We start from the raw sequence: 24,510 nt of genomic DNA, 5'->3' as shown, positions 1-24,510 counted from the left end.
GCTTGTGGAGCTGTGAACGGGTGGGAAAATTCACCTGTGCCGGAGTTCCACACCACGTTGCGCGCGGCGGTCGAGGCGCGCGGGCTGACCCTGGAGCGGTTACGTCACCGGCTGGAGGAGCGGGGGCTCAAGGTCGGCGTGACCAGCCTGAGCTACTGGCAGTCGGGGCTGCGCCGCCCCGAGCGCGAGGAGTCGATCCGGGCGGTGACGGCGCTGGAGGAGATCCTCGCGCTGCCGCCGACCGCGCTGACCTCGCTGCTGAGACCCCGCCAGCGCGGGCCGGCGCCCTACTCGACGATCATGGAGCCGGCGGCGGCGCTGGCCGGGATGCTGGAGGAGCTCGGCGCCACCGCCGACGACCGGCGGCTGCACATCAGCGGCATGTTCGAGAACGTGCGGATCGGACCCGACCGCAGCATCGCGCGGCGCGAGACGCTGCAGGTGGTGCAGGCGCACGAGGAGCGCGCCGACCGCTACATCATGATCTACCGCGCCGACGCCGGCTGCCGGGTGGACCAGGTCGAGGTACGGGCGCTGGAGGACTGCCGGGTCGGCCGGGTGCGCCGCGACGGGCCGACCCACCTGGTGGTCGCCGAGCTGCTGTTCGACCGGGCGCTGGCGGTGGGGGAGACGCACGTGCTGCGCTACGAGCTGACCGACGCCAGCGGCGCCGAGGCGCGCGAGTACGAGCGCGGCTTCCGCTTCCCGGCCGGTCACTACACGCTGCGCGTCGCCTTCGACCCGGCCGCGCTCCCGGTCAGGATCCGCCGGTACGGCAGGCGCGAGGAGGAGCTGACGCTCAGCGCGCACCGCTCGGCGCATCTGGCGGAGAGCTCGCTGCCGCCCGGCCTGGTCGGTCTGAGCTGGGACTGGCCGTGAGCCCGGCCTGCGGCGCGACGTAGCGCATCAGCAGGCTCGCCTCGACGACCTCCTCGCCCAGCGCGGCGTAGGTGTGCGGCTCGTCGGCGGTCCAGGTGAGGTACTCGCCGGGCCCGGCGGTCATCGGCCGCCCGGGAGGACCGGCGCGCAGGGTGCCGCGGAAGACGGTGATGTGCTCGGTGACCCCGGCGTGGTGCGCGGGCGAGGACTGCGTGACGCCGGGCGGGACGCGGATGCGGTAGAGCTCGTAGCTCACCTCGCCGTCGTCGAAGACCTGCAGCAGCTTGGCCTCGACGGCGGTGCCGTACACCTCGCCCTGGCCTTCGAGCAGCGCGGTCAGCGGGACGCCGAACTGGGCGGTGATCGCCCAGAGCGTCTCCAGGGTGGGGTTGCGGGTGCCGTTCTCGATGCCGGACAGGGTGGCCTTGCCCAGGCCGGCCCGGCGGGCGAGCTCGGACAGGGACAGTCCGCGCGCCTCGCGCAGCCGCCGGACGTGCCGGCCGAGTTGTGCGGGATCGGAGGGTCTTCCCGGCTTGCCGGTCATGCGGCTAGTGTTCCGTAAATGGAACGCCTGCAGCCGCTCATCGCCGGCCTGGTCACCGCGGTGGTCGGCTTCGCCAGCTCGTTCGCCGTGGTGCTGGCCGGCCTGCGGGCGGCCGGGGCCGACGAGCGCCAGGCGGCCTCCGGCCTGATGGCCTTGTGCGTGTCGGTGGGCGTCGTCGCCATCCTGCTCGGGCTGTGGCTGCGCATGCCCATCAGCATCGCATGGTCCACACCCGGCGCGGCGCTGCTGCTGACCACCCCGAACACCGACTTCGCCGCCGCGGTCGGGGCCTTCGTCGTCTGTGGCGTGCTGATCGTGCTGGCCGGGTTCTTGCCGCCGCTCGGGCGGCTCATCGGGGCCATTCCCAAGCCGATCGCCAGCGCGATGCTCGGCGGGGTGCTGCTCAAGCTCTGCCTGGCGCCGGTCGCCGGACTGACGCAGGCGCCGCTGCTCACCGTCCCGGTCATCCTGGTCTGGGCGCTCCTCTACCGCTTCGCCCGCACGCTGGCCGTACCCGGCGCGCTCGTCGCGGCGATCGCCGCCATCGCGCTCACCACCGAGGGACTGGGCACGCTGGACCCCTGGCCGCCGGTCGAGTTCACCGCCCCGGTCTTCGACCTAGCGGCCGTGGCCGGGATCGGGGTGCCGCTCTTCCTGGTCACCATGGCCTCGCAGAACGTGCCGGGCATGGCCGTGCTGTCCGGCTTCGGCTACCACCCGCCGCTGCGGCCGGTGCTGCTGGCCACCGGCGCCGCCTCGGTCGCCGGGGCGGCCTTCGGCGGGCACGCGATCAACCTGGCCGCGATCACCGCGGCGCTGGCGGCCGGGCCGGACGCCTCGCCCGACCCGGGGCGCCGGTGGATCGCCTCCGTGACCGCCGGCGCCTCGATGATCGTGCTCGGGCTGCTGTCGGGGCTGGCCGCGGCGCTCATCGTGCTCTCGCCGCCGGTCCTCATCGAGGCGGTGGCCGGGCTGGCGCTGCTGGGCGCGATGAGCAACGCGGTGCTGGAAGGCTTCCGGCAGGCCGAGGGGCGGGAGGCGGCGGTGGTGACCTTCGTGGTCACCTTCTCCGGGCTGTCCTACCTCGGCATCGGCTCAGCCTTCTGGGGGTTGCTGGCGGGCGGGCTGATGCACCTGCTGCTCCGCCCTCAGCCTGCTTCGGAACCGGCCTCGCCGAGGGAGCGGGTCACGCGCGCGACGGAGTCGGAGTAGTCCGGCTGGGGCGCCATCGCCGCCGCCATCCGCAGATGCGGCAGCGCCTCGCGTGCCCGGCCGGCCCGCTCCAGCGTCCGCCCCAGCAGGAAGCGCGCGTAGTGGTCGCTCGGATCGCGCTCCACCAGCGCGGTCAGCGCCTCGCGGGCGCGGCCGAGCTGGGCGGAGTGGTAGTAGGCGCGGGCGGCCAGGAGCTGGACTCCGTGGTCGTCCCCGTGCTCGTGCAGCAGGGGCTCGAGAAGCCGGAGAGCGCCGAGGGCATCCCGCTGGGCCAGCAGGCGCTCGGCGAAACGGTAACGGTCGACGTGGGTGCTCATGGTTAGTTGAACAATAAACTATCGCCACGGCATTCCCCCTGTTGCGGCTGCGACATATGGGACAGACCGCTACCATTCACGGGATGTCCGGTTCGTCGGGAGTGATGGCACCTCCTCAGCCCGCCCAGCGGATGCCGTCACCGTACTCGCTGCCCCTGCACGCCCTGCGCCTGGCGGGCAAGTGCGCGCTGCCGCTGATCCTGTGGTTCTCCTGCGGGGAGTTCCTCCGCTGGGGCCTGCTCTACCTGGCCACCGAGATCTCCCACGGCGACTACCGCCAGGCCCGCCTGGTCGCCACCGTCACCCTGATGACCTGCATCGTGCTCCTGTCGATGGTCATCACCGCCGGGACCTTCCACGCCCTGCGCGGCGCCATGTGGGAGCACAAGGCGCGGATGGAAGCCGGCGAGGAGGACGAGCGCTTCTGGTCGGTCCTCAACCGCGTCGCGCCCACCTTCGCGGTGATCTACCTGGCCTGGAGCTTCCACGTCACCGACGTGGCCGCCTTCCGCGACATGGACCGCTTCCACAACCTGGACGACAACTTCTGGGTGCCGATCCTCACCAACGTCGCCAACAACAACGACGCCGAGGAGACCACCCTGGCGCGAGGCCTCATGGACCTCGACTGGCGGCTGTCCCTCATCGCCTCGGGCGTCGCCTTCGGCCTGCGCTTCCTGTTCAGCAAGCTGGTCGAGCGCGGCGGCAACAAGTACGCCGGCGTCGGCATGGCCTTCGCCGAGTTCGCCTTCATGTTCTGCGGCCTGAACGCGGTCCTGATCCTCAGCCGGCTCCGCGGCGGCTGGACCGAGCACCGCGCGGTCGTCGCCGGCGCCAAGGACCAGCTCGAACAGGCCAAGTCGACGATTCCCGGCTGGGAGACGGTCTCCGACTCCCTCGCCACCGTCTGGCCGTACGTCATCGAAGCCCTGATGACCCCCTTCGCCTGGCTGGCCCTGGCCATCCTGGCGTACGGCGGAGCCGTGGACGACGCCCGCCGAGCCTTCCGCGGCAGCCGCATCGAAGCCGGCCTCCAGCGCCTCGAAGGCAGCCACGCCCTCACCCAGCGCTCGGCCAACCGGGTGATCGGCGGCTTCCAGGACCGCTGGGTCCCCGTCCTCAACGCCTGGCGCGTCACCAACCGGGGCGGCCTGCCGCTGTTCGGCATGGTCTGCCTGCTCTACGTCGGCCTGCGGGTCGGCGCCGACTACGGCGACCGCGCGGTCCGCACCCTCATCGGCTCGGACGTCGAGTTCATGTGGCTGGTGGTCAGCTACCCGGTCACCTTCGTCAAGGGCCTGCTGCTGACCAGCCTCAGCTTCTGCGTCCTGGCCGCCGCCTACGACATCGCCGCCACCCGGGCCCGGATGCGCGGCGAGGACCTCAGCGCTTGAACAGCAGCAGGTGGTTCTGGAGCTCCATCTCCTCCTCGGTCGCCGGGCGCATGAGCTCCGACGTCGGCGTGTCCGCCCGGTAGGTGCTCGGCCGCAACCGCAGCCGCACCTCGTCGGCCACGTCGGCGGGGACGATCGCCAGCGCCTCGTAGGGGTAGGGCCGGCCGATCTCGTGGTTCTCCAGCGGGACCTTCTTGTCGTCGGAGATCTCCACCTGCCAGCGGCGGCCGCGCAGGTCCTCGAACTGCAGTTCCGGAGGGCCGATCAACTGGGCGCCGTCGGCGTCGACGGCCTTGCGGGTGATCACGGCCTTCAGCCACTGCTTGCCCGGGTCCACGACGGTGCCGGCGGGCGGGACGAAGCGCTCGACGCTGGCCTGCCAGGAGACGTGGTTGAACGTCACCTCGCCGCCCGGCTCGGCGACGTGCACGATGTCGGTGGGCTGGCCGGACTTGTAGAACAGGTACCGGTCGGCGGTGGGGGCGCCGAGGGCGACGACCAGGGCGGCTACGGCTGCGACGCCGTACAGGGCCTTGCGCCTGGGGCGCTCGGGGGTCGGCGCGGCGGGCTCTTCGGCCAAGGGCGGCTCCGGCGGGACCGCGCCCTGGCCGCTCTGGCCGGTCTGCATGGCTGGGGCGGGCTGCTGGGCCGGGGTGAACAGCGGGCCGGCGCTGGGCAGCGCGGGCATGGGCTGCGTGCTGCTGCCCACGGGCTCCCGGGCGGCCGGGGGCCACACCTGGTGGTCGGGCCGGATGGCGGGCCGCCGGTAGTTCGGCAACTGCTGCGGCGGCGCGGGCCGAGCCGGCCGCTGCGGCAACGGCCCCCCAGGCTGCTGGCCAGGCTGGCCGGGCTGCCCAGGATGGCCAGGTTGGCCGGGGTGCTGGCCCTGCTGTCCGGGATGGCCAGGCTGGCCGGGATGGCCAGGCTGGCCGGGGTGCCCAGGCTGACCAGGGTGCCCAGGCTGACCAGGGTGCTGGGGAGGGCCCCAGGCGGGCGGTTGCGGGCGGCGCACGCCCGGCGGGGGACCGGCGGGGTCGGGCTGCGGCTGAGCCGGGTCGGGCTGGGCGGGTCCGCCGGCCGACGGCGCGAACCAACCGCGCTCGGGGTCGTTACTGCTCATCTTCTCTTCTCCGCCAGCGGATAGACGTCCTTGGGCGCCGCGGTGAGCTGCTTGGCCTTCTCCTCGTCGAGCCCCAGGTCGAGCTCGGCCTCGGGGGTCAGCGGCTCACTGTAGATGGCGCTGTTCGGCGCGGAGACGATCACCTTCGAGCCGGGCAGCACCGCGGGCGGCACCTCGAAGACGACCCGGCCCTGCGCCCACCAGCCCGGCTGGATCCACCGGTTGGCCAGGGTGAGCGTCGAGTCGACCCGCTTGGTGGCCGCGAAACGCTTGCCCTCGGCGGTGAGCAGGATCGCGGGGGCCGGGTCCTTGGTCAGCTTGATCGGCTCGTCTGGGACGGTCGCCGAGAGGGTGACCACGAGGAAGATCTGGTCGGTCGCGACGACCCCGTCCGACTGCTGGATGCCCTTGGCGGTCTCGACGTTGTCCACCCGGGCGGAGAACCGGCCGGCGTCGACCTCCTCGCCGCGGTCACCGGTGTAGGTGAGCGGCAGGGCCATGTCGTCGGAGTCGAGCGCGAGCGACTGGATGCCGACGGCCCCGCCGGCGAGGGCGAGGCCGACGAGCACGCCCAGGAACCCGGAGCCGCGCCGCTCGCGCCGCCGGGACCGCGAACGGCGTCCGGCGGGCGCGGCGCTGCGCGGCGCCTCCTGCTGGGTAGCGGTCACTGCGGGACCTCCTGCCGGCTGGCGGTCACTGCTGGACCTCCTGCTTCACCTTGAGCGTCACGGTGGCCACGGAGGAGACCATGTTGTACATCTGCGGCCGGCCGTCCCCGGTCAGCGGAGCGGTGAGGCCCTCGACGGTGAGCGGGTCGGGCTTGGTGACCTGCTCGCCGGCCAGGTCCCAGTAGGCGTGCCCGTCGAACTCGTCCTCGGCCTCCTCGAAGGCGGCCACCTTGAGCGCCACCTGCGCGGGCGGCTGGGCGGCCACGTCGAGCTCGTAGCGGACCACGACGGTGGCGGGCACGTCGGGGAAGAGCTGGCTGGTGCGCTCGGGGTTGTCCACGTACGCCATGACGTCGGTGAGCCCCTGCGGCTCCATCAGCCGCACGGACTCGCCCCAGCCGCTGCCGCGGGTGCTCTCGCTGACCCACGGCTTGCCGACGTACTCGGTGGAGTCGGTCTTGTTGGTGACCTTGACCAGCACGTCCAGGTAGCGGTGGTCCTCGGCGAACTCGTTGGGCGCCTTCTGCAGGACGGACCGCGCGCCCAGGAACTCGGTCTCGAAGCGCACCTGGTCCACCTTCGCCCCCTCGGCCAGCTTCGCCGGAGGGTCGGTCGGCACCTCGGCGAGCCCGCCGAACAGCGCCGTGATGCCGAGTGCGGTGGCGGCCAGGAGGGCCACCACGGGCACCGCAACGGGCCGCTTCGGGGTGGTGCCGCCGTCGGGTTCCGTCATGGGTATGCATGCTAATGGCCACACCCGCCCCATTCATCCCAGACGCTTGGGGAAAAGCTGCGCGATCCATGGCTTAGCTCTTAGGCTGTTGGCCTACTAATGGCATAGGGCCGGCCGGAGGGTTCACGTGGCGGACGTGCATCCCGAGCATGCGCAGCTCCAGGCGGACCGCATCTACCTGGGCTGGCAGTACGTCCTGCTGCACCCCGACCCGGGACCTCCGCCCAAGCGGCCCTCCCCGGTGGAGGAGCAGCCGCCGAGCGACGAGCCCGATCCGGAGCTGCTGCGCCGCGAACGCCTCCAGGAGGACATGCTCAACCGGCCGGTGCGGATCTTCCGCTGGCTGATGGTGCTGCTGGCCGTGCTCATCCTGGGCCTGGGCCTGTCGGGGCTGCTGACCTGGTCGTTCGCCATCATCGGCATGGCCGCCACCGGCGGCGTGGCCGGGATCTGCACCTACGCGCTGCTCCAGGGCGACCGCGCGGTGCGCTACCGGGTGCTGGAGCAGCAGGCCAAGGACGACCGGGTCCGGCAGGAACGTGACAAGGAGCTCTTCCACGCCCAGGAGGAGCACGCGGCCCGCTACCGCGAGTGGCAGGAGAGCAAGGAGCGCCACGAGCAGCAGATGACCTGGTACGCGGTAGCCGTACCGGACGAGATCGACCGGGTGGACGTCGCGGGCGGCACGCTGCCGGGCTGGTCGGCGCTGATCACGCTGCTGGGCGCGACCCGGCTGTACTCGGGCGGCCACCTGACCGTGCTCGACCTGTCGGAGGGCGCGATCGCCACCGACCTGATCGAGCTGGCCCGGCGCGGCGGCGACGACCCGCTGGTGTGGGTGCTGCCGGTGGACCTGCCGCGGCTCGACCTGGGCGCCACGCTCAAGCCCGAGGCCTTCGCCGACGTGCTCGCGCACGTGGTGAGCGTGAGCGAGGAGGACCGCACCGACCTGAGCTTCGACCACGCCATCCTGGAGCGGGTGCTGGAGGTGCTCGGCGAGAACGTGACCATCGCCCAGGTCAACGCGGCCCTGCGCGCGTTGGCGCAGGTCGGCGACCCGCGCGAGGACATCAGGTTCGGCCTGATCAGCCCGGCCCAGCTCGAGAAGCTCAGCACGCTGTTCGGGCGCGGCGTCAGCGACCAGGTCGTCATCAAGCGCGCCTGGGCGCTGGAGTCGCAGCTCCGCAAGCTGGAGAACCTCGGCACCGAGGCGGTACGGCTGCCGCCGGCCCGGCTGCGCGTGGTGAGCATGGACCGCCAGGCCGGGGTGTTCGGCAACCGCGTGCTCGGCACCTACATCGCCACCGCGCTCACCCACATCCTGCGCCAGTCGCCCGCCTCCGACCGGCCGTGGTACCACACGATCATCGTGGCGGGCGCGGACAAGCTCCGCGGCGACGTGCTCGACCGGCTGATGGACGCCTGCGAGACCTCCCGCACCGGCCTGGTGCTCACCTACCGGTCGCTGACCCCGACCGTGCGCGAGCGGCTGGGCCGCGGCCATGCCGCCGTCGCCTTCATGCGCCTGGGCAACGCCGAGGACGCCCGCGTGGCCAGCGAGCACGTCGGCACCGAGCACCGCCTGGAGCTCGCCCAGCTCACCGAGACCATCGGCGCCACGCTGTCCGGCCTGAACGGCGCCTACACCTCGACCATCGCCGACGAGCACCCCGAGGCGACCGGGGAGAACCGCAGGGAGGACCTCAAGGAGGACATCGCCGAGTCGACCGTCTGGGGCCAGACCATCGGCGAGACCGAACGCGTGTTGCAGCGCTCGCGCGAGTTCCTGGTCGAGCCGCACCAGCTCCAGCAGCTCCCCACCACCGCCGTGATCGTCACCGACGCCACCGCGCAGGGCCGGCGGGTCCGGCTGGCCGACGCCAACCCGGCGATCCTGGCCTTCCCCAAGACCACCCTCGGCGAGCTGGAGGACTGCCGCGACGCCGTGCTGGCGCTGGCGCCCAAGGCCGACGCCGACGAGCCCCCGCCCAACCTCGGCCCGCCCCCGCCGCGTCTGGACTGGCGCAAGAACCGGCAATGAGCCCGCCAAGACCGGGGTGGTGACTTGATCATCGGCGGACTTTACTGGGGGACGAACATGGGGGGATGGCATGCATCTGAGCGGACCCTGGTATCGGATCCAGTCGATCGCGGCGGCCTCGCGCGGTCCTTCGGCGGAGGGTGACTTCGTCTCGGTCCTGCCCGCCGCCCTCTCGGCGGCCCAGCAGGGCAGGCCCTTCGTCATCGGCTGGTTCTCGCGCGGTTCCGGATCGCCGCTGGAGCTGATCACCAACGCCGGGCCGCTCACCCAGCCGCCCCGGCACGCGCCGAAGGCCGCCACCGCCGACCCGCTGCTCTTCCCGGCCGGCGCCCGCGGCACCCTGCTGGCCGAGGAGCGGCTCGCCGACCTGGCCGACCTGGTGTGGGCGCCGTGCCCCGGCCGCCAGGCGCCGGTCTTCGGCCCGCGCGAGCCCGGCGACCCGGGCCAGCCCTCGCTCTTCGAATCCACCCTCGTCACCCTCATGTCCAGGCCGTTCGCCTGGCTCGTCGTCGCCGAGCCGTCCGACCAGCTCGACGCCGAGGTGGCGCACCTGCGCACCCAGCTCACCGTCCTGCGGCAGTACGGCGAAGCCTCGGAGCGCTCACGCTTCGACGCCGAGCGGGCCGAGCGGCGGCTGCAGGAGCTCGACGCCTTCCGCGAGGCGGGCCTGTGGAACGTCCGGGTGCTGGCCGGCGCGGCCACCGCCGAGGAGCTGCGGCGCATCGCGCCCGTCCTGGTGGGCTCGGCCGAGCTCGCCCACCACCCGTACCGGCTGCGCAGCGCGGGCGGGCAGGTGCTGGCGCTGCCCGAGGCGCTGACCGCGGTGCTCCAGGACGCCGGGGACGGCGCCGCCGTACCGTTCGCCGCGACCGCCGGGGCGCTGGCGGCGCTGGCCGGGCTGCCGCGGCGCGAGGTGCCCGGCGTGCGGGTGCTGGAGACCGGGTTCTTCGACGTCACCTCCGAGACGCTCGGCGGCGAGCTCGACCTGGGCGCGATCCTCGACGGCCAGGACCGCGCGGTCGGCGCCTTCCAGGTGCCGCTGGCCACGCTCAACCGGCACGCCTTCGTCGCCGGGGCCACCGGCTCGGGCAAGTCGCAGACCGTACGGCACCTGCTGGAGCAGCTCACCGGCAGCGGCATCCCGTGGCTGGCCATCGAACCGGCCAAGTCGGAGTACGCCGCGATGGCCGGCCGGGTGGACGCGCCGGTGACCGTCGTGCGGCCCTCGGCGCCGGAAAGCGTGCCGTTCAGCGTCAACCCGCTGGAGCCCGAGCCCGGCTACCCGGTGCAGGCGCACATCGACATGGTCAGGGCGCTGTTCATGGCCGCCTTCGACGCCGAGGAGCCGTTCCCGCAGATCGTCTCGATGGCCCTGCAGCGGCTCTACGAGGCCAACGGCTGGGACGTGGTCACCGGCGGCGCGGCGCCGGGGGCGAGCGTGCCGCCCACCGTGCCGACGTTGGAGCAGCTCCAGCGGCACGCGATGGACGTGATCAAGGAGATCGGCTACGGCCGCGAGGTCCAGGCCGACGTGGAGGGCTTCATCGGCGTGCGGCTGCGCTCGCTGCGGGTCGGCTCGGCCGGGCGGTTCTTCGAGGGCGGCCACCCGGCCGACATCGGCGGGCTGCTGCGGCGCAACGTCGTGCTGGCCATCGAGGACGTGGCCAACGACGAGGACAAGGCCTTCCTCATGGGCACGCTGATCATCCGGATCGTGGAGCACCTGCGGATGCGCGCCCGGGTGGCGAAGACCACCGAGCTCCGGCACGTCATCGTCATCGAGGAGGCCCACCGCCTGCTGCGTGACCGGGGACACGGCCGGGCCGCCACCCACGCCGTCGAGCTGTTCGCCGGCATGCTCGCCGAGATCCGCGCCTACGGCGAAGGGCTGGTGGTGGCCGAGCAGATCCCCACCAAACTCATCCCCGACGTGGTCAAGAACACCGCGCTCAAGATCGTGCACCGGCTGCCCGCCGCCGACGACCGTGAGCTCGTGGGCGCCGCCATGAACCTGGGCGAGGAGCAGTCCCGCCAGGTCGTCTCCTTCCCGCCGGGCATCGCCGCGGTCTTCGCCGACGGCATGGACCGGCCCCTGCGCGTGCGCGTCCCGCTCGGCGAGGACCGCGAGCGCGTCCTGCCCAGCCCGCCGCCACCGGTCCGCGGCCGGCGCTCGGCCGCCTGCGGGAGCGACTGCCGGAGCGGCCAGGCGTGCACGCTGGTCGAGCTGCGCGAGGCGGACGTGCTGGCCGACGCGCCGGAGTCGGCCTGGCTGCGGGTCTGGATCGAGACCGTCGTGCTCGCCTACGTCGCCAACCGGCCGCTGCCCGGCGTGCCGCGCTCGCTCGCCACCACCTGGGCCGAGCTGCCCGCCCGGCGGCGTGACTGCCTGCTCGCCACGCTGGTCGACCGCGCCGTGCGCCGCCGCGCCTGGGCGCTGCGCTCGTGGTACGACCCGGCCCTGCTGGTCGAGCAGGCCGCCACCGCCGCCGCGCGGCTGCTGGCCGGCGAGACGGGCGGGGGCGCGCTGCCCGGCCACCCGTGGGTCATCCCCCAGGTGCGCTGGCTGCACGAGGTAGACCGGCTCTTCCCGTACGGCAGGCCCGCCCCCGACCTGCGCAGCCCCGCGCCGCCCCTGGAGTACGCGCTGCTGGCCGCCAACGGCAGCGAGCTGCTCGGCCACCGGGCCCGGTCGTTGCGCCACCACCCGCTGTCCATGGAGGTCGAGCGCAACCGGGAGCTGGCCTGGCGGGCCGTACTCGGGGAGGACGAGGGCGAAGCCCTGCTGGCCGACATCACCACCGTCGCGATCGGCGTGGAGGCGGCCGGCCGGGTGCGGCACGTCGGGCAGACCATGGGCGCCGGATGGCTGGAAAGCGTCCTGGCCTGGCCTCGGCGCTTCGTCCTGCCCTTCGACCACGACGGCGAGCCGGAGCTCGCGTTCGCCGAACCGGGGTGAGCGCGGCACGCGCCTGCGCCCGGTGACCGCTCCCAGGCCCCGCTGGCGACTATGCTCGGTCAACATGACGCAGCTTCCCCTGCGGGCTCAACTCGCCAGCGCGCTGGGCCGCAGCGCCGCCACCCTGTCCCGCCTCACGGGCCGCGGCGACGGATCGGTCATCGGCGGGCGGGTCGGCCTCATGCTCGAACCAGACCTCCTCCGCAAGCTGGCCCAGGACAAGAAGCTCGCCCTCGTCAGCGCGACCAACGGCAAGACCACCACCACCCGGCTGATCACCTCGGCCCTGCTGGAGATGGGCGAGGTCGCCACCAACGCCTTCGGCGCCAACATGCCCGCCGGGCACGTCTCGGCGCTCTCCCAGGGCAAGCACGCCCCGTACGGCGTGCTGGAGGTGGACGAGAAGTACCTCCCCGAGGTGCTCGAGACCACCGGCGCCAGCGTGCTCTGCCTGATGAACCTCAGCCGCGACCAGATGGACCGCGCGGCCGAGATCTGGCTGCTGGCGCAGAAGTGGCGGCGCGCGCTGTCCGGCAAGCCCACCCACGTCATCGCCAACTGCGACGACCCCCTGGTCACCTGGGGCGCCTCCACCGCGGCCAAGGTCACCTGGGTGGCCGGCGGGCAGCGCTGGAAGGAGGACTCCTGGTGCTGCCCCGAGTGCGGCGGACCGCTCGACCGCAAGGGCGACACCTGGGCCTGCCGCGAGTGCACCTTCCACCGGCCCGAGCCGCACTGGGTGCTCGACGACACCATCGCGATCGACCCGGCCGGGCAGCGCTGGCCGCTCGACATCCAGCTCCCCGGCCTGGCCAACCGCTCCAACGCGGTGATGGCGCTGGCCGTCGCCGCCGCCTTCGGCCTGCCGCCCGAGCGGGCGCTGCCCAGGCTGCGCGAGGTCAAGTCGGTCGCCGGCCGCTACACCACGGTCATCCGCGACGGGCGCGAGGCGCGGCTGCTGCTGGCCAAGAACCCGGCGGGCTGGCTGGAGGCGTTCGACGTCTCCGACCCGTCGCAGCCGATCATCCTGTCGGTCAACGCGCAGGGCCCCGACGGGCGCGACACCTCGTGGTTGTGGGACGTCGACTACCGCATCCTGCGCGGGCGGCCGGTCTGCGTCACCGGCGAGCGCCGGCTCGACCTGGCGTTGCGGCTCGACGTCGCCGACGTGCCGTTCACGCTGGCCGACACCTTCAACGACGCGCTGGCCGGCCAGCCGCTCGGCCGGGTGGACGTGATCGCCAACTACACCGCCTTCCAGCAGATCCGACGGGAGTTCGACCGTGCCGTCTGACAGCACCCTGCGCATCGTCTGGATCTACCCCGACCTGCTCAGCACCTACGGCGACCAGGGCAACCTGCTCGTCCTGGAGCAGCGCTCGGCGCGGCGCGGCATCCCGTTCGAGTCGATCCGGGTCCGCTCGGCCGACCCGGTGCCCGAGTCGGGCGACATCTACCTGATCGGCGGCGGCGAGGACCGGCCGCAGATCCTGGCCGCCCAGCGGCTGCGCCGCGACGGCGGCCTGCACCGCGCGCTCGACCGGGGGGCCGCGATGCTCGCCGTCTGCGCCGGCTACCAGATCATGGGCTCGACCTTCGGCGGCGAGGAGGGGCAGCCGGTCGACGGGCTCGGCCTGCTCGACATCGCCAGCGGGCGCGGCAACGTGCGTGGCGTGGGCGAGCTGGTCGCCGAGGTCGACAGCGCGCTCAACCTGCCGACCCTCACCGGGTTCGAGAACCACATGGGCGTCACCCGGCTCGGTCCCGGCGTCAAGCCGCTGGCCAAGACGGTCGTCGGCGTGGGCAACGGAGACGGGTACGAAGGCTGCTACGCCGGGCACGTCGTCGGCACCTACCTGCACGGCCCGGCGCTGGCCCGCAACCCCGCGCTGGCCGACCTGCTGCTGCGCTGGGCCACCGGCGCCGACCAGCTCGCCCCGCTGGACGACTCGCGTTACGAGGCGCTCCGCCGGGAACGCCTCGCCGCCGTCGCTCCCTAGCCTTCCGCCGGGCGCCCACGAATTGCTGTGGGCGCTCGAGCGGTCAGTAGACGAGGGCCTGGGCGCCCTCGGCGACCGCTTCCTCCACGAACGTGGGCGCACCCGCGATGCGGACCCCGTCGATCACGTCGTCGACGGTGATGTCCCGCCGGGCGGCGCACTGCGTGCAGACCGTCAGGCGCCCGCCCACCAGCACCGCCTGCAGCAGGTCGTCCAGCGGCGCGGCGTGCGGGAGGCTGAACTCCTTGGCCTTGCCCGGCAGCGCGAACCACGAGGCCTCGCCGGTCAGCCACATCGAGACCGGCACCCCGCTGGCCAGCGCGGCCGCGGCCACGGTGAAGGCCTGGTTGCACCGCTCCGGCGCGTCGGCGCCCGCCGTTACTTTGATCACCAGTGATCGAGCCATGCGGTAACCCTACGCCAGCCCCGCGTTAGGGTTGGTGACCATGGAGGCAGCACCTGAGGTACATCCCGACCTGCAGCACCTCTCCTTCCTGCTCGGCCGGTGGGAAGGCGCGGGCGTGGGCGGCTATCCCACGATCGACAGCTTCAACTTCGGCCAGGAGATCGAGTTCGGCCACAACGGCAAACCGTTCCTGACCTACACCAGCCGCACCTGGCTGCTCGACGAGGCCGGCGAGAAGGTCCGCCCGCTGGCCACCGAGACCGGCTACTGGCGCGCCCAGCCCGACCGCCAGGTCGAGGTACTGCTCGCGCACCCCACCGGGATCGTCGAGATCTACGTCGGCGAGGTCGTCTTCCACAAGATCGAGCTCACCACCGACGTGGTCGCCCGCACCACCTCCGCCAAGGAGTACACCGCGGGGCACCGGCTGTACGGTCTGGTCAACGGGAACCTGATGTGGGCCTACGACATGGCCGCCGAAGGCCAGCCGTTGACCTCCCACATGTCGGCCGAGCTGAAGAAGGTGGCATGAGCACTCCGTTCACCCCCGACGTCGTCGCCCAGATCAAGCGGCACATGAACGACGACCACACCGACGACGCCCGGCTCATCGTCCGCGCCCTCGGCGGCCGGCCCGAGGCCGCGGAGGTCACCACCGTCGACGTGGACGGCGAGGCGATCCACTTCCTGGCCGACGGCGAGCCCGTCCGGGTGCCGTGGGGCGAGACCCTCACCGAGCGCCCCCAGGTCCGGGTGGCCGTCGTCCGCCTCTACCAGGAGGCGTGCGCCAAGCTCGGGGTCACGCCGCGCGGCGAGCACTGAGGTTCCGGGGACTGAGACCGTGTTGCCCGTCAGGCCGCCGGACCACTAGCGTCCGCGGCCATGACGGAACGACGTGCAATCCTGAGTGGTTCGACCTTCGAGGAGCAGATCGGGTACGCCCGGGCCGTGGTCATGGGCGACCGGGTCTACGTGTCGGGCACCACGGGCTACGACTACACCACGATGACCATCTCCGACGACGTGGTGGAGCAGGCCGAGCAGTGCCTGCGCAACATCGGGGCCGCGCTCGCCGAGGCGGGGTGCGGCTTCGGAGACGTGGTCAGGGTGCGATACCTGCTGACCGATCCGGCCGACTTCGAGCCGTGCTGGCCGGCGCTCCGCCGTACTTTCCAGGATGTACGGCCGGCGGCGACGATGCTGGTGTGCGGGCTCGCCGACCCCAAGATGAAGATCGAGATCGAGGTCGACGCCCGGAAGGCGTGAACCGGGGCCGAGGCACGGGCCGTGAACCGGGTCGAGGCATGAAAAGAGCCCCGGGTCTGCTCCGTCGAAGACGGGCTGGATGGACCATGAACGGCACTGGTGTGCCGCCCTCCAGCGACCCGGGGCCCCGGTGGCTGTCTCGTATTCGCCTGTCGGAGGCGCGAGACGACTCGCGCCCTTAGCGGACGGCCACCTCGCTAGCCCAACTATGAATCACCATTGTCAGGACCACCTCCTTTCCGCGTACTCCAGAAGCTATGCGAAGCCTCCGAGGTGCGGCAAGCGATTATTCTCGGGGCATGGTCGAGACGTCATGGCACGAGGAACTTCGGGCCAGGGGGTACCGCGTCACCCCCCAGCGGCAGCTAGTTCTCGAAGCGGTCAAGGCGCTTGAGCACGCCACCCCGGAGGAGATCTGCACCCGGGTGCGCGAGACCGCGCGGGGGGTGAACATCTCGACCGTCTACCGCACGCTGGAGCTCCTGGAGGAGCTCGGCATGGTGACGCACACCCACCTCAGCCACGGCGCCCCCACCTACCACCTCACCGCCGACGCCGACCACGTGCACGTGGTCTGCCGCGCCTGCGAGAAGGTCTTCGAGGTCAGCCCGGAGCTGGCCGAAGGACTGGTCAAGAGCCTGGACGAGCAGTTCGGCTTCACCGCCGACGTGCATCACCTGACCGTCTTCGGCCGCTGTTCCGACTGCCGGTAGCCTGGGGGCATGCGCAGCCCTCTGCTCGATCTCCCCGGAGCCGTGGCGGCCGAGGCCCCCGACTCCGACGTCGCGGCACACTACGGCGACCTGTTCGCCGAGCAGCGTGCCCTGCTCAAGGGTGAGGCGATCGTCGACCGCAGCAACCGTGAAGTGGTCCGGATCGCCGGGGCCGACCGGCTGAAATGGCTCAACGACCTGACCTCGCAGAAGCTCGACACGCTCAAGCCCGGCGAGTGGACCCAGACCCTCATCCTCGACCTGCAGGGCCGGGTCGAGCACCACCTGACGCTGGTCGACGACGGCGAGGCCGTGCTGGCGCACGTCGAGCCGGGCACCTCCGAGGCGCTGGTCGGGTACCTCGACCGGATGCGGTTCATGTTGCGGGTGGAGGTGTCGCACGAGCCGGAGCTGGCCGTGCTGTCCAACCGCGACGAGGACTTCGTCGTGCCGCGTGCCGAGCTCGCCGAGCACCTGGGCCGGCCGCTGGCCGGGCTCTGGGCTTTCGAGGCGCTCCGTATCGAGGACCATCGGCCGCGGCTCGGGTTCGAGACCGACCACAAGACGATCCCGCACGAGGTCGGCTGGATCGGCGATGCCGTCCACCTGACCAAGGGCTGTTACCGCGGGCAGGAGACCGTCGCCCGGGTGCACAACCTGGGGCATCCGCCGCGGCGGCTGGTGTTCCTGCACCTCGACGGCAGCGTCGACACCCTGCCCAAGCACGGCGCTCCCGTTGAGCTGGACGGGCAGCAGGTCGGTGAGGTGGGTTCTGCGGCGCGGCACCACGAGCTCGGGCCCATCGCGCTGGCGGTCGTCAAGCGCACTGTCCCGGTGGACGCCACCCTGCTGGCCGGGGGTGTCGCCGCCGCCCAGGAGGTCGTCGTGCCGCCGGACGCCGGACGCAACGTCCAGATCGACCCGGCCTTGCGCCGCCGCATCCGCTGACCTCTTTCGGAGGGACAAGAGACCGCCGCGGCTGAGGCTCCTTCCGGCGGCCACCAGACCACCGCCGCCGCACCCGGTGGCCCCCACCGACCACCCCCGCGGCGCCGTCCTCCTGCAGGTGGAGGAAGGTGGATGTGGGGGCGGCCCTCCTGCAGGTGGAGGAGGGTTGCGGGGGAGTGCGGCCCTCCTGCGGGTGGAGGGCGAGGTGGCGGAGGGGTGCTCGCCCCCTGGCCGGGCCTCCCGCGGGCCAGGGGGTCTCCTGCGGGCCGGGAGGGTCCGGTGGCCAGGGGGTCTGCTGTAGGCCGGGAGTCTCAGGCCGGGTGGGGGTCTCCTGCGGGTCGGGAGTGTTCGGCTGGTCGTGAGATCGGCCAGCGGTCAGAGGTCGCTTTCCTGTTGGTCCAAGATGCCCAAGGCGGCGGCCACTGCGGCGGCCTGGTCGCCGCGTTCGATGGCGGCCAGCAGGTCCTCGTGGCTGCTCTCGCCAGGCCGCACCGCCCGTTCCAGGCAGTGGTCGTCGCGCACGCTCTGCCGGATCGACTGGTGGAGGCTGCGGTAGAGGTCGCCCAGCACCGGGTTGTGCGCGGCATGCGCCACCCGCAGGTGAAAATCCACGTCCGCGTCGGCGAACTCGTCGAGGTCCCCGGCCCGTGAGGCCGCCGCCCGCCGGGCCCCGGCCTCTCGCAGCCCGGCCAGGTCGGCCTCGGTCCGCTTGGCCGCCGCCAGCCGCGCCGCCACCAGGTCCAGGCCCCGCCGTACGTCGATGATGTCGAGTTGCGCGGCGCGTTCGAGCCGCCGGGTGAGCGCCACCTCCGACTCGTCGGTGGCCACCACGTAGGTGCCGTCGCCCTGCCGGGTGGACAGCAGCCCGGAGTGGACCAGCACCCGCACCGCCTCCCGCACGGAGAGCCTGCTCACACCGAGCGCGGCGGCGAGCTGGTGCTCGGTGGGGATCTTCTCGCCCACCGGCCAGTCACCGCTGTGGATCTTGCCGCGCAGCTCTGCGAGCACGCTGTCCACAATCGACGGCTTCGCAACGCTTCGCATCGATCCCCTTCTCCAAACATCAGATGTCTGATAAATCTAAGCGCCGTGACCCAGGTGCTCTACACAAACGTCCGGCCCCACGACCTGCTCGTCGAGAATGGTCGCATCGCAGACCCCGTTCTGGCACGTCCGGGGGCCGAGACGGTCGACTGCGGCGGCGGGCTGGCCCTGCCGGCGCCGGTCGACGCGCACATCCACCCGGACAAGACCACCTGGGGCCGGCCCTGGCTGAGCCGGGAGCCCGCGACCACCCTGCGCGAGCTCATCGACGGCGACGTGGCCGCCCGGGCGCTCATGACCGCACCGGTCGCCGAGCGCGCCGGCGCGCTCATGGACCACGCCGTCACGCGCGGCGCCCGCGGCTGGCGCGCCCACGTGGACGTCGCCCCGGTCTACGGGCTGGCCAACGTCCACGGCGTACGGCAGGCCGCCGACGCCCGGCGAGACCTGCTGGACGTGCAGATCGTGGCCTTCCCCCAGCTCGGCCTGCTCAGCCGCCCCGGCACCGCGGCCCTGCTGGAGCAGGCGCTCGACGAGGGCGCCGACGTGCTCGGCGGCCTCGACCCAGCCGGCGTCGACGGCGACCTGCACGGCCACCTAGACCTGCTCTTCGGCCTGGCCGAGGCCAAGGGCGTGCCGCTGGACATCCACCTGCACGACCGCGGCGAGCCGGGCCTGGCGCAGGTCGCCGAGATCGCTCGCCGTACCAAAGAGAGCGGTCTGCCGGTCACCGTCAGCCACGCCTTCTGCCTGGAGCACCGCGGCGACCTGGGCGAGCTGCTGGCCGAGTCGGGCGTCTCGCTCACCACCTGCGCGCTGGGCGCCGACCCGGTGCTGCCGGTGGCCGAGCTGGTCGCCCGGGGTGTGCTGGTCGGGCTCGGCTCGGACGGCGTCCGCGACCCGTGGACCCCGTTCGGCGACGGCGACATGATCGCCCGCACCCACCTGCTGGCCTACCGCACCGATTCCCGGACCGACGAGGAACTGGCGGCCTGCTGGGCCACCGCGGCGCACGGGGGCGCCGACCTCCTCGGCCTGGAACGTTCCGGCCTGCGGCCCGGCGACCCGGCGGACTTCGTCGTGGTGCCCGGCGAGTCGCTCGCGCAGGTCGTCGTGGACCGTCCGGTCCCCAGCCACGTCGTACGCGGCGGCCGTGTGGTCGCCCGTGACGGACACCTCCTCGAAAGGACCCCCCGATGATCCGCCGAACCCTCCCGCTCGCGGGCCTGGCCCTGGCGCTGACCGCCTGCGCCGGCGTGCCCCAGCAGCAGCAAGCCCAGCAGCAGCAAGCCCAGCAGCAGGCGCAGCAACCGGCCGCCCTGGACCTGAAGTACACGACGCCGGCCGCGAGCAAGGGCCTGGACGAGATCAAGTGGAACCTGCCCTATGAGCCGGCCACCCTCGACGCGGTCCGCGCCTCCAACTACGCCGAGAACACCGCGCTGGCCAACCAGTGCGAGAGCCTGCTCCGGATGACGCCGGAGATGAAATCGGAGCCCGGCCTGGCCGAGAAGGCCGACAACCCCGACCCGACCACCTGGGTCTACACGCTGCGCGCCGGCGTGAAGTTCTGGAACGGCAAGGAGGTCACCGCCGAGGACGTGGCGGCCAGCCTCAACCGCAACCTGGTGCCGGAGAACGGCACCCTGTGGGGCGCGTACTACACGCACGTCGACTCGATCAAAGCGACCGGCCCGCTGCAGGTCACCGTCAAGCTCAAGCAGCCCGACGTGCTCTTCAACCAGGCGATGGCCACCCCGGCCGGCGTGGTCATGGAGAAGGCCTTCCTCGACGCGGCCGGCAAGGACGTCGGCACCGCGGCCAAGGGCGTCATGTGCACCGGGCCGTTCAAGCTGGAGAGCTGGAAGAGCGGCGAGTCGATGACGCTCGTCCGCAACGAGGACTACTGGGGCGCCAAGGCCAAGTCGGCCAAGCTGCGCTTCAGCTTCATCGCCGACGAGACCACCGCGGTCAACGCGCTGCGCGCCGGGGAGGTGGACGGCCAGTACTTCTACCTGCCGCCGGCCGCCGTCGGCCAGCTCATCGACTCGCCCACCGGCTCGGTGACACTGGGCCAGTCGCTGGTCTTCTGGGCGCTGCTCGGCGCGGCCAAGGAGGGCCCCTACGCCGACCCGCGGGTGCGTGAGGCGCTCTCGCTGGCCCTCGACCGGGCGGCCATCGCCAAGGTCGTGCTCCAGAACACCTCCCAGCCGCAGCGCGCCATGGTCGGCCCCGCGTACTGGACCTACGCTGAAGACGCCTTCAAGCAGGCCTACGAGGCGCTCCCCGCCGAGAAGCAGGACCTCGCCCGGGCCAAGCAGCTCCTGACCGAGGCCGGCTCGCCCACCGAGCCGATCACCATCGCCGTCCAGGGCAGCTCCTCGGTGCACGAGCAGACCGCCAACCTGATCAAGGCCTCCGGCGAGGCGCTCGGCCTCAAGATCGAGCTCAAGGTGGTCCCGGTCGACCAGTACGGCAACCTGTACGGCGCCGACCCCAAGGCCCGCGAGGGCATCGACGCCTTCTTCTCCACCTGGTACGGCAACCTGCCCGACCCGCTGGACGTGTACTCGGTCTTCACCGACGGAGCCCGCACCAACTTCAACGGCTTCCAGGGCGTCTCCGCCGACCTGGCCAAGGCCCGCGCCGAGTACGACGACCAGGCCCGGGCCGGGCTCATCACCGGTATCCAGGAGAAGGTCACCCAGGGCGTGGCCTGGACGCCGATGACCAACCTGTCGGTCGTGCTCTACATGAACGACCGCATCACCGGCGCCGTCCCGTCCTTCGCCTTCCTCTACGCCCCGTGGGCCGTCGAGCTGGGCGCCAAGTGAGGTTCCTCGCCAAGCGGCTGGCAGGACTGGTGACGGTCCTGCTGGTCGCCTCCTTCTCCGTCTACGGGCTGCTCTACCTGGTGCCCGGCGGCCCGCTCGGCGTGCTGCTCGGGCCGCGCACGCCCAGCCCCGAAGTGGTGGCCGCGGTGAAACGGGAATGGCGGCTGGACGAGCCCTTCCTGGTGCGCTACTGGCTGTGGCTGACCGACGCGGTCGGCGGCGACCTCGGCCGCTCGATCGTCTACAAGAGCGAGGTGGCCTCGCTCATCGGCTCGCGGGCCACCACCACCGGCCTGCTCGTGCTGTACGCCATCACGTTGATCGTGCTCGGCGGCGTGCTGGCCGGGACGGTCGCGGCGTTGCGCGGCGGCTGGGTGGACACCGCGCTGTCGGCGCTCTCCTCGGCGGTGCTGGCCGTACCGGCCTTCGTCGTCGGCGTCGTGCTGGTGATCGTCTTCGCGCTCACCCTCGGCTGGTTCCCCGTCTTCGGGCCCGGCGACGGGTTCGGCGACCGGATCTACCACCTGACCCTGCCCGCGATCACCCTCGCCCTCGGCATCGGCGGCTACCTGGCCCGCATCACCCGGACCTCGGTCGGCGGCGAGCTGCGAAGCGAGCACGTGGAGACCGCGCGCAGCCGGGGCCTGCGGGAGAGCACGATCGTCCGCCGGCACGTGCTGCGCAACGCCGCCATCCCCGTCGTCACCGTGACCGGCGTCAACGTGGCAGGGCTCATCGCCTCCTCGGTGGTGGTGGAGAACATCTTCGCGCTGGACGGCCTGGGCTCCCTGTTCGTCCGCGCCATCCTCCAGCGCGACTTCGCGATCGTCCAGGGCGTGGTCCTGGTCCTCGTGACCGCCTTCGTCCTCGTCAATCTCCTGGTGGACCTGTGCTGCAAAGCTCTCGATCCGCGCCTTTCGCTCTGACCGGGGGGCGCGCCGGGACCGTCGCGGCCGCCTTCCTGCTGGCGCTGGTGACCGCGACGATCCTGGCCCCGGTCGTGGCCCCGCACGACCCTGATCTGCCCGACCTGTTCAACGCCCTGGGCGGCAGCACGGCCGCGCACCCGCTCGGCGGGGACGCGCTCGGCCGCGACGTCCTGTCCAGGCTCCTGTACGGCGGGCGGACCACCCTGCTCGGCCCCGTCCTGATCATCGCCGTCTCGACGGTGCTCGGCACCGCCCTGGCGATCACCGCCGCCTGGTGGGGCGGCAAGGTGGACGCCGTCGTCTCCCGCGTGCTCGAAGTGCTCTTCGCCGTGCCGGGCATCGTGTTCGCCCTGGTCACCGTGGCGGTGCTCGGGCCGGGCATCCCCGGCGTGGTGACCGGCCTGGCCGTCGCCTACACCCCCTACGTGGCCCGCGTGGTCAGGGGCGCCGCCCTGCGCGAACGCAACCTGCCCTACATCGCCGCCGCCTGGGTCCAGGGCCGCTCCGGCTGGGCGATCTGCACCCGGCACCTGCTGCCCAACCTGCGCCCGCTGATCGTCGCCCAGTCCGTCTCCGGGCTCGGCTTCGCCATGGTGGACCTGGCCGCCATCTCCTTCCTGGGGCTCGGCGTGCAGCCGCCCGAGGCGGACTGGGGGCTCATGGTCAAGAGCGGGCTGGACAGCGCCATGCGCGGCAACCCGATGGAGGCGCTGGGCGCGGGGCTGCTGATCGCCCTCGTCGTGGCCTCGGTCAACGTGCTGGGCGACCGGCTGGGGAGGCAGTCATGACGTTGCTGACCATCTCGGAGCTGAACCTGGCCGTCCCGGCCGGGCGCGGCCAGTGGCGCACCCTCGTCGAGCAGGTCGGCCTGAGCATCGGGCCCGGCGAGGCCGTCGGGCTGGTGGGGGAGTCGGGCTCCGGCAAATCGATGACCGCCCGCGCGGTCATCGGCCTCACCCCGCCCGGCGCCCGGCTGCAAGGCTCGATCCGCTTCGGCGGCGCGGAGATCCTCGGCCTGCGCGGCCGGGCGTTGCGCGAGCTGCGGGCCAGGCGGGTCGCGATGATCTTCCAGGACCCGCGGGCGCACATCAACCCGGTGCGCAGCGTCGGCGACTTCCTCACCGAGGCCATGACCGCCCACCTCGGGCTCACCGCCAAGGCCGCGGCTGCGCGTGCCGTACGGCTGCTGAAAGAGGTAGGCATCGGCGACGGGGAGCGGCGGCTGCGGCAGTACCCGCACGAGCTCTCCGGCGGGCTGCTGCAACGCGTCATGATCGCCTCGGTGCTGGCGGTGGAGCCCGAGCTGATCCTGGCCGACGAGCCGACGACCGCGCTCGACGTGACCACCCAGTCGGAGGTCATGGCCATCCTGGACGAGTCCAGGCGCGAGCGCGGCACGGCCATGCTGCTGATCACCCACGACCTGGAACTGGCCGCGGCCACCTGCGACCGGCTGGCCGTGATGTACGCCGGACGGATCGTCGAGCACTACACCGAGACGCCGCGCCACCCCTACACCGTCGGGCTGCTGCGCTCGCGGCCCGACCTGTTCGTGCGGCCGGACCGGCTGCACGTCATCCCCGGCCGCCCCGTGGCGGCCTTCGAGGCCGGAGCGGGCTGCGCCTTCGCGCCGCGGTGCCCGCACACCCAGCCGGTCTGCCTGGAAGCACGGCCGCCACTGGCTGGCGACGTGGCCTGCGTGCGCGTGGAGGAGCTGGCATGAGCCCGGTCGTGGAGGTCAACGAGCTGCGCAAGGTCTTCGGCCAGGCGGTCGCCGTGGACGGGGTCTCCTTCTCCGTCGCCGAGGGCGAGTCCTTCGCGGTGGTGGGGGAGTCGGGGTCGGGCAAGACCACGGTGGCCCGCATGCTGCTGGGGCTGGAGACGCCGACCGGCGGCACGATCGCGGTCTGCGGCCGGGTCCGGCCGGCCGGTCGGCCCTCCTCGGCCGAGCGCCGGCGGCGGGCCAGGGAGATCCAGATCGTCTTCCAGGACCCCTACTCCTCGCTCGACCGGCTGCAGAAGGTCGGCGAGGTGATCGCCACCAGCCTGGCGCTGCACTTCCCGCTGACCGGCGCCGCGTTGCGCGCCCGCACGCTGGAGCTGCTGGAGTCGGTGGGCCTGGCCGAACGGCACGTCTCGATGCTGCCCGCGCAGTTGTCCGGCGGCCAGCGGCAGCGGGTGGCCATCGCCCGGGCCATCGCGGTCGAGCCGCGGGTGCTGGTGCTGGACGAGGCGGTCGCCGCGCTGGACGTCTCGATCCAGGCGCAGATCCTCAACCTGCTGGCCGACCTGCGCGAACGCACCGGGATGAGCTACGTGTTCATCTCGCACGACCTGGCGGTGGTCAACCAGATCAGCGACACCGCCGTCGTCATGCACCAGGGCCGGGTCGTGGAGCGGGGCCGCACCGCCGACCTGCTGCGCGAGCCCAGGGAGGACTACACCAAGGCCCTGCTGAGCGCGGTGCCGCGACCGGGCTGGAAGCCCGCCCGCCGGCCCGGCTAGC

At 72.6% G+C, this 24,510-nt stretch carries 26 protein-coding genes; 19 read left to right on the top strand and 7 right to left on the bottom strand.

What is annotated here, in order from left to right; translation table 11 throughout:
• Positions 1-36 precede the first annotated feature (36 nt).
• Positions 37-879, top strand: coding sequence for a hypothetical protein (locus ACIBG7_RS05515; RefSeq protein WP_357915334.1), 843 nt, complete (start codon positions 37-39; stop codon positions 877-879).
• On the opposite strand, the gene ACIBG7_RS05510 is transcribed toward ACIBG7_RS05515, so the two are convergent.
• Positions 800-1,423, bottom strand: coding sequence for a helix-turn-helix domain-containing protein (locus tag ACIBG7_RS05510; RefSeq protein WP_397335246.1), 624 nt, complete (start codon positions 1,421-1,423; stop codon positions 800-802). The two genes, ACIBG7_RS05515 and ACIBG7_RS05510, sit on opposite strands and share 80 nt — an antisense overlap.
• An 18-nt stretch (positions 1,424-1,441) precedes the next feature.
• On the opposite strand from ACIBG7_RS05510, the gene ACIBG7_RS05505 reads away from it, so the two are divergent.
• Entirely contained in the window at positions 1,442-2,635 is a 1,194-nt protein-coding gene (locus tag ACIBG7_RS05505; RefSeq protein ID WP_397335245.1) for a benzoate/H(+) symporter BenE family transporter, read from the top strand.
• On the opposite strand, the gene ACIBG7_RS05500 is transcribed toward ACIBG7_RS05505, so the two are convergent.
• Positions 2,572-2,952, bottom strand: a complete 381-nt coding sequence (locus tag ACIBG7_RS05500) for a tetratricopeptide repeat protein (RefSeq protein WP_397335244.1) — start codon at positions 2,950-2,952, stop codon at positions 2,572-2,574. The two genes, ACIBG7_RS05505 and ACIBG7_RS05500, sit on opposite strands and share 64 nt — an antisense overlap.
• An 83-nt stretch (positions 2,953-3,035) precedes the next feature.
• Between ACIBG7_RS05500 and ACIBG7_RS05495 the strand changes: the two genes are divergently transcribed.
• Positions 3,036-4,346: a hypothetical protein gene (locus ACIBG7_RS05495; RefSeq protein ID WP_397335243.1), complete on the top strand. Its 1,311-nt coding sequence runs from the start codon at positions 3,036-3,038 to the stop codon at positions 4,344-4,346.
• On the opposite strand, the gene ACIBG7_RS05490 is transcribed toward ACIBG7_RS05495, so the two are convergent.
• The gene (locus ACIBG7_RS05490) at positions 4,336-5,055 is read right to left on the bottom strand and encodes a hypothetical protein (protein WP_397335242.1); all 720 of its coding nucleotides are present in this window, start codon (positions 5,053-5,055) and stop codon (positions 4,336-4,338) included. The genes ACIBG7_RS05495 and ACIBG7_RS05490 overlap by 11 nt on opposite strands.
• Positions 5,056-5,085: 30 nt before the next feature.
• On the opposite strand from ACIBG7_RS05490, the gene ACIBG7_RS05485 reads away from it, so the two are divergent.
• Positions 5,086-5,490, top strand: a complete 405-nt coding sequence (locus tag ACIBG7_RS05485) for a hypothetical protein (RefSeq protein ID WP_397335241.1) — start codon at positions 5,086-5,088, stop codon at positions 5,488-5,490.
• Here the strand turns inward: ACIBG7_RS05485 and ACIBG7_RS05480 are convergent.
• Together ACIBG7_RS05480 and ACIBG7_RS05475 are read right to left on the bottom strand one after the other, a co-directional pair.
• Entirely contained in the window at positions 5,463-6,134 is a 672-nt protein-coding gene (locus ACIBG7_RS05480; protein WP_357915353.1) for a hypothetical protein, read from the bottom strand. The two genes, ACIBG7_RS05485 and ACIBG7_RS05480, sit on opposite strands and share 28 nt — an antisense overlap.
• 25 nt (positions 6,135-6,159) lie before the next feature.
• Positions 6,160-6,867, bottom strand: coding sequence for a hypothetical protein (locus ACIBG7_RS05475; protein ID WP_357915356.1), 708 nt, complete (start codon positions 6,865-6,867; stop codon positions 6,160-6,162).
• Positions 6,868-6,994: 127 nt separating this feature from the next.
• Between ACIBG7_RS05475 and ACIBG7_RS05470 the strand changes: the two genes are divergently transcribed.
• The 4 genes from ACIBG7_RS05470 to ACIBG7_RS05455 all read left to right on the top strand — a co-directional run bounded on the left by ACIBG7_RS05470 (position 6,995) and on the right by ACIBG7_RS05455 (position 13,864).
• A complete protein-coding gene (locus ACIBG7_RS05470; protein ID WP_357915359.1) occupies positions 6,995-8,908 on the top strand; it encodes a hypothetical protein in 1,914 nt (637 codons plus the stop codon).
• A 70-nt stretch (positions 8,909-8,978) separates the two neighbouring features.
• Positions 8,979-11,864 carry an ATP-binding protein gene (locus tag ACIBG7_RS05465; RefSeq protein WP_357915362.1) on the top strand — a complete coding sequence of 962 codons (2,886 nt, stop codon included), beginning with the start codon at positions 8,979-8,981 and terminating at the stop codon, positions 11,862-11,864.
• A gap of 64 nt (positions 11,865-11,928) precedes the next feature.
• Entirely contained in the window at positions 11,929-13,158 is a 1,230-nt protein-coding gene (locus ACIBG7_RS05460) for a MurT ligase domain-containing protein (RefSeq protein WP_397335240.1), read from the top strand.
• Complete coding sequence (locus ACIBG7_RS05455) at positions 13,148-13,864, top strand: glutamine amidotransferase (RefSeq protein WP_357915368.1); 717 nt, start codon at positions 13,148-13,150, stop codon at positions 13,862-13,864. Before ACIBG7_RS05460 ends, ACIBG7_RS05455 begins: the two co-directional genes overlap by 11 nt.
• Before the next feature lie 43 nt (positions 13,865-13,907).
• On the opposite strand, the gene ACIBG7_RS05450 is transcribed toward ACIBG7_RS05455, so the two are convergent.
• Positions 13,908-14,270: a DsrE family protein gene (locus tag ACIBG7_RS05450; RefSeq protein WP_357915371.1), complete on the bottom strand. Its 363-nt coding sequence runs from the start codon at positions 14,268-14,270 to the stop codon at positions 13,908-13,910.
• A gap of 40 nt (positions 14,271-14,310) precedes the next feature.
• Between ACIBG7_RS05450 and ACIBG7_RS05445 the strand changes: the two genes are divergently transcribed.
• From ACIBG7_RS05445 to ACIBG7_RS05425, 5 genes are all read left to right on the top strand, one after another.
• On the top strand, positions 14,311-14,802 hold the full coding sequence (locus ACIBG7_RS05445) for an FABP family protein (RefSeq protein ID WP_357915374.1): 492 nt from the start codon (positions 14,311-14,313) through the stop codon (positions 14,800-14,802).
• Positions 14,799-15,092 (top strand): DUF2470 domain-containing protein, encoded by a 294-nt coding sequence (locus ACIBG7_RS05440; RefSeq protein ID WP_357915377.1) that lies wholly within the window; start codon positions 14,799-14,801, stop codon positions 15,090-15,092. Before ACIBG7_RS05445 ends, ACIBG7_RS05440 begins: the two co-directional genes overlap by 4 nt.
• A gap of 60 nt (positions 15,093-15,152) precedes the next feature.
• Entirely contained in the window at positions 15,153-15,536 is a 384-nt protein-coding gene (locus tag ACIBG7_RS05435) for a RidA family protein (protein WP_357915380.1), read from the top strand.
• A 299-nt stretch (positions 15,537-15,835) separates the two neighbouring features.
• A complete protein-coding gene (locus tag ACIBG7_RS05430; RefSeq protein ID WP_357915383.1) occupies positions 15,836-16,249 on the top strand; it encodes a Fur family transcriptional regulator in 414 nt (137 codons plus the stop codon).
• A gap of 9 nt (positions 16,250-16,258) precedes the next feature.
• On the top strand, positions 16,259-17,197 hold the full coding sequence (locus ACIBG7_RS05425; protein ID WP_397335239.1) for a YgfZ/GcvT domain-containing protein: 939 nt from the start codon (positions 16,259-16,261) through the stop codon (positions 17,195-17,197).
• 375 nt (positions 17,198-17,572) lie between these two features.
• Here the strand turns inward: ACIBG7_RS05425 and ACIBG7_RS05420 are convergent, their stop codons facing one another.
• The gene (locus ACIBG7_RS05420; RefSeq protein WP_357915389.1) at positions 17,573-18,241 is read right to left on the bottom strand and encodes a FadR/GntR family transcriptional regulator; all 669 of its coding nucleotides are present in this window, start codon (positions 18,239-18,241) and stop codon (positions 17,573-17,575) included.
• 45 nt (positions 18,242-18,286) lie between these two features.
• Here ACIBG7_RS05420 and ACIBG7_RS05415 point away from each other — a divergent pair, with 45 nt between their 5' ends.
• Genes ACIBG7_RS05415 through ACIBG7_RS05390 form a run of 6 tightly spaced genes read left to right on the top strand, consistent with a single transcriptional unit; the run spans position 18,287 to position 24,509 of the window.
• On the top strand, positions 18,287-19,441 hold the full coding sequence (locus tag ACIBG7_RS05415; RefSeq protein ID WP_397335238.1) for an amidohydrolase: 1,155 nt from the start codon (positions 18,287-18,289) through the stop codon (positions 19,439-19,441).
• Positions 19,438-21,075, top strand: coding sequence for an ABC transporter substrate-binding protein (locus ACIBG7_RS05410; protein WP_397335236.1), 1,638 nt, complete (start codon positions 19,438-19,440; stop codon positions 21,073-21,075). The genes ACIBG7_RS05415 and ACIBG7_RS05410 overlap by 4 nt, the downstream gene beginning before the upstream one ends.
• Complete coding sequence (locus ACIBG7_RS05405; protein ID WP_357915398.1) at positions 21,072-22,001, top strand: ABC transporter permease; 930 nt, start codon at positions 21,072-21,074, stop codon at positions 21,999-22,001. Before ACIBG7_RS05410 ends, ACIBG7_RS05405 begins: the two co-directional genes overlap by 4 nt.
• Entirely contained in the window at positions 21,965-22,792 is an 828-nt protein-coding gene (locus ACIBG7_RS05400; RefSeq protein ID WP_397335235.1) for an ABC transporter permease, read from the top strand. The genes ACIBG7_RS05405 and ACIBG7_RS05400 overlap by 37 nt, the downstream gene beginning before the upstream one ends.
• Complete coding sequence (locus ACIBG7_RS05395) at positions 22,789-23,727, top strand: ABC transporter ATP-binding protein (RefSeq protein WP_357915404.1); 939 nt, start codon at positions 22,789-22,791, stop codon at positions 23,725-23,727. Before ACIBG7_RS05400 ends, ACIBG7_RS05395 begins: the two co-directional genes overlap by 4 nt.
• The gene (locus tag ACIBG7_RS05390; RefSeq protein ID WP_357915407.1) at positions 23,724-24,509 is read left to right on the top strand and encodes an ATP-binding cassette domain-containing protein; all 786 of its coding nucleotides are present in this window, start codon (positions 23,724-23,726) and stop codon (positions 24,507-24,509) included. The genes ACIBG7_RS05395 and ACIBG7_RS05390 overlap by 4 nt, the downstream gene beginning before the upstream one ends.
• Position 24,510: the final 1 nt, after the last annotated feature.

This window comes from Nonomuraea sp. NPDC050328, from assembly GCF_044459405.1.
Lineage (GTDB): Bacteria > Actinomycetota > Actinomycetes > Streptosporangiales > Streptosporangiaceae > Nonomuraea.
Note: the sequence above shows the minus strand (reverse complement) of the source record. Positions and strands in the feature narration are given on the sequence as shown.

Coding starts and splice junctions, on each gene's coding strand:
- ACIBG7_RS05475 (WP_357915356.1), bottom strand. CDS start 6,867: ATGACGGAACCCGACGGCGGCACCACCCCGAAGCGGCCCGTTGCGGTG.
- ACIBG7_RS05440 (WP_357915377.1), top strand. CDS start 14,799: ATGAGCACTCCGTTCACCCCCGACGTCGTCGCCCAGATCAAGCGGCAC.
- ACIBG7_RS05500 (WP_397335244.1), bottom strand. CDS start 2,952: ATGAGCACCCACGTCGACCGTTACCGTTTCGCCGAGCGCCTGCTGGCC.
- ACIBG7_RS05445 (WP_357915374.1), top strand. CDS start 14,311: ATGGAGGCAGCACCTGAGGTACATCCCGACCTGCAGCACCTCTCCTTC.
- ACIBG7_RS05430 (WP_357915383.1), top strand. CDS start 15,836: ATGGTCGAGACGTCATGGCACGAGGAACTTCGGGCCAGGGGGTACCGC.
- ACIBG7_RS05435 (WP_357915380.1), top strand. CDS start 15,153: ATGACGGAACGACGTGCAATCCTGAGTGGTTCGACCTTCGAGGAGCAG.
- ACIBG7_RS05460 (WP_397335240.1), top strand. CDS start 11,929: ATGACGCAGCTTCCCCTGCGGGCTCAACTCGCCAGCGCGCTGGGCCGC.
- ACIBG7_RS05395 (WP_357915404.1), top strand. CDS start 22,789: ATGACGTTGCTGACCATCTCGGAGCTGAACCTGGCCGTCCCGGCCGGG.
- ACIBG7_RS05410 (WP_397335236.1), top strand. CDS start 19,438: ATGATCCGCCGAACCCTCCCGCTCGCGGGCCTGGCCCTGGCGCTGACC.
- ACIBG7_RS05510 (WP_397335246.1), bottom strand. CDS start 1,423: ATGACCGGCAAGCCGGGAAGACCCTCCGATCCCGCACAACTCGGCCGG.
- ACIBG7_RS05450 (WP_357915371.1), bottom strand. CDS start 14,270: ATGGCTCGATCACTGGTGATCAAAGTAACGGCGGGCGCCGACGCGCCG.
- ACIBG7_RS05505 (WP_397335245.1), top strand. CDS start 1,442: ATGGAACGCCTGCAGCCGCTCATCGCCGGCCTGGTCACCGCGGTGGTC.
- ACIBG7_RS05465 (WP_357915362.1), top strand. CDS start 8,979: ATGCATCTGAGCGGACCCTGGTATCGGATCCAGTCGATCGCGGCGGCC.
- ACIBG7_RS05425 (WP_397335239.1), top strand. CDS start 16,259: ATGCGCAGCCCTCTGCTCGATCTCCCCGGAGCCGTGGCGGCCGAGGCC.
- ACIBG7_RS05495 (WP_397335243.1), top strand. CDS start 3,036: ATGTCCGGTTCGTCGGGAGTGATGGCACCTCCTCAGCCCGCCCAGCGG.
- ACIBG7_RS05390 (WP_357915407.1), top strand. CDS start 23,724: ATGAGCCCGGTCGTGGAGGTCAACGAGCTGCGCAAGGTCTTCGGCCAG.
- ACIBG7_RS05420 (WP_357915389.1), bottom strand. CDS start 18,241: ATGCGAAGCGTTGCGAAGCCGTCGATTGTGGACAGCGTGCTCGCAGAG.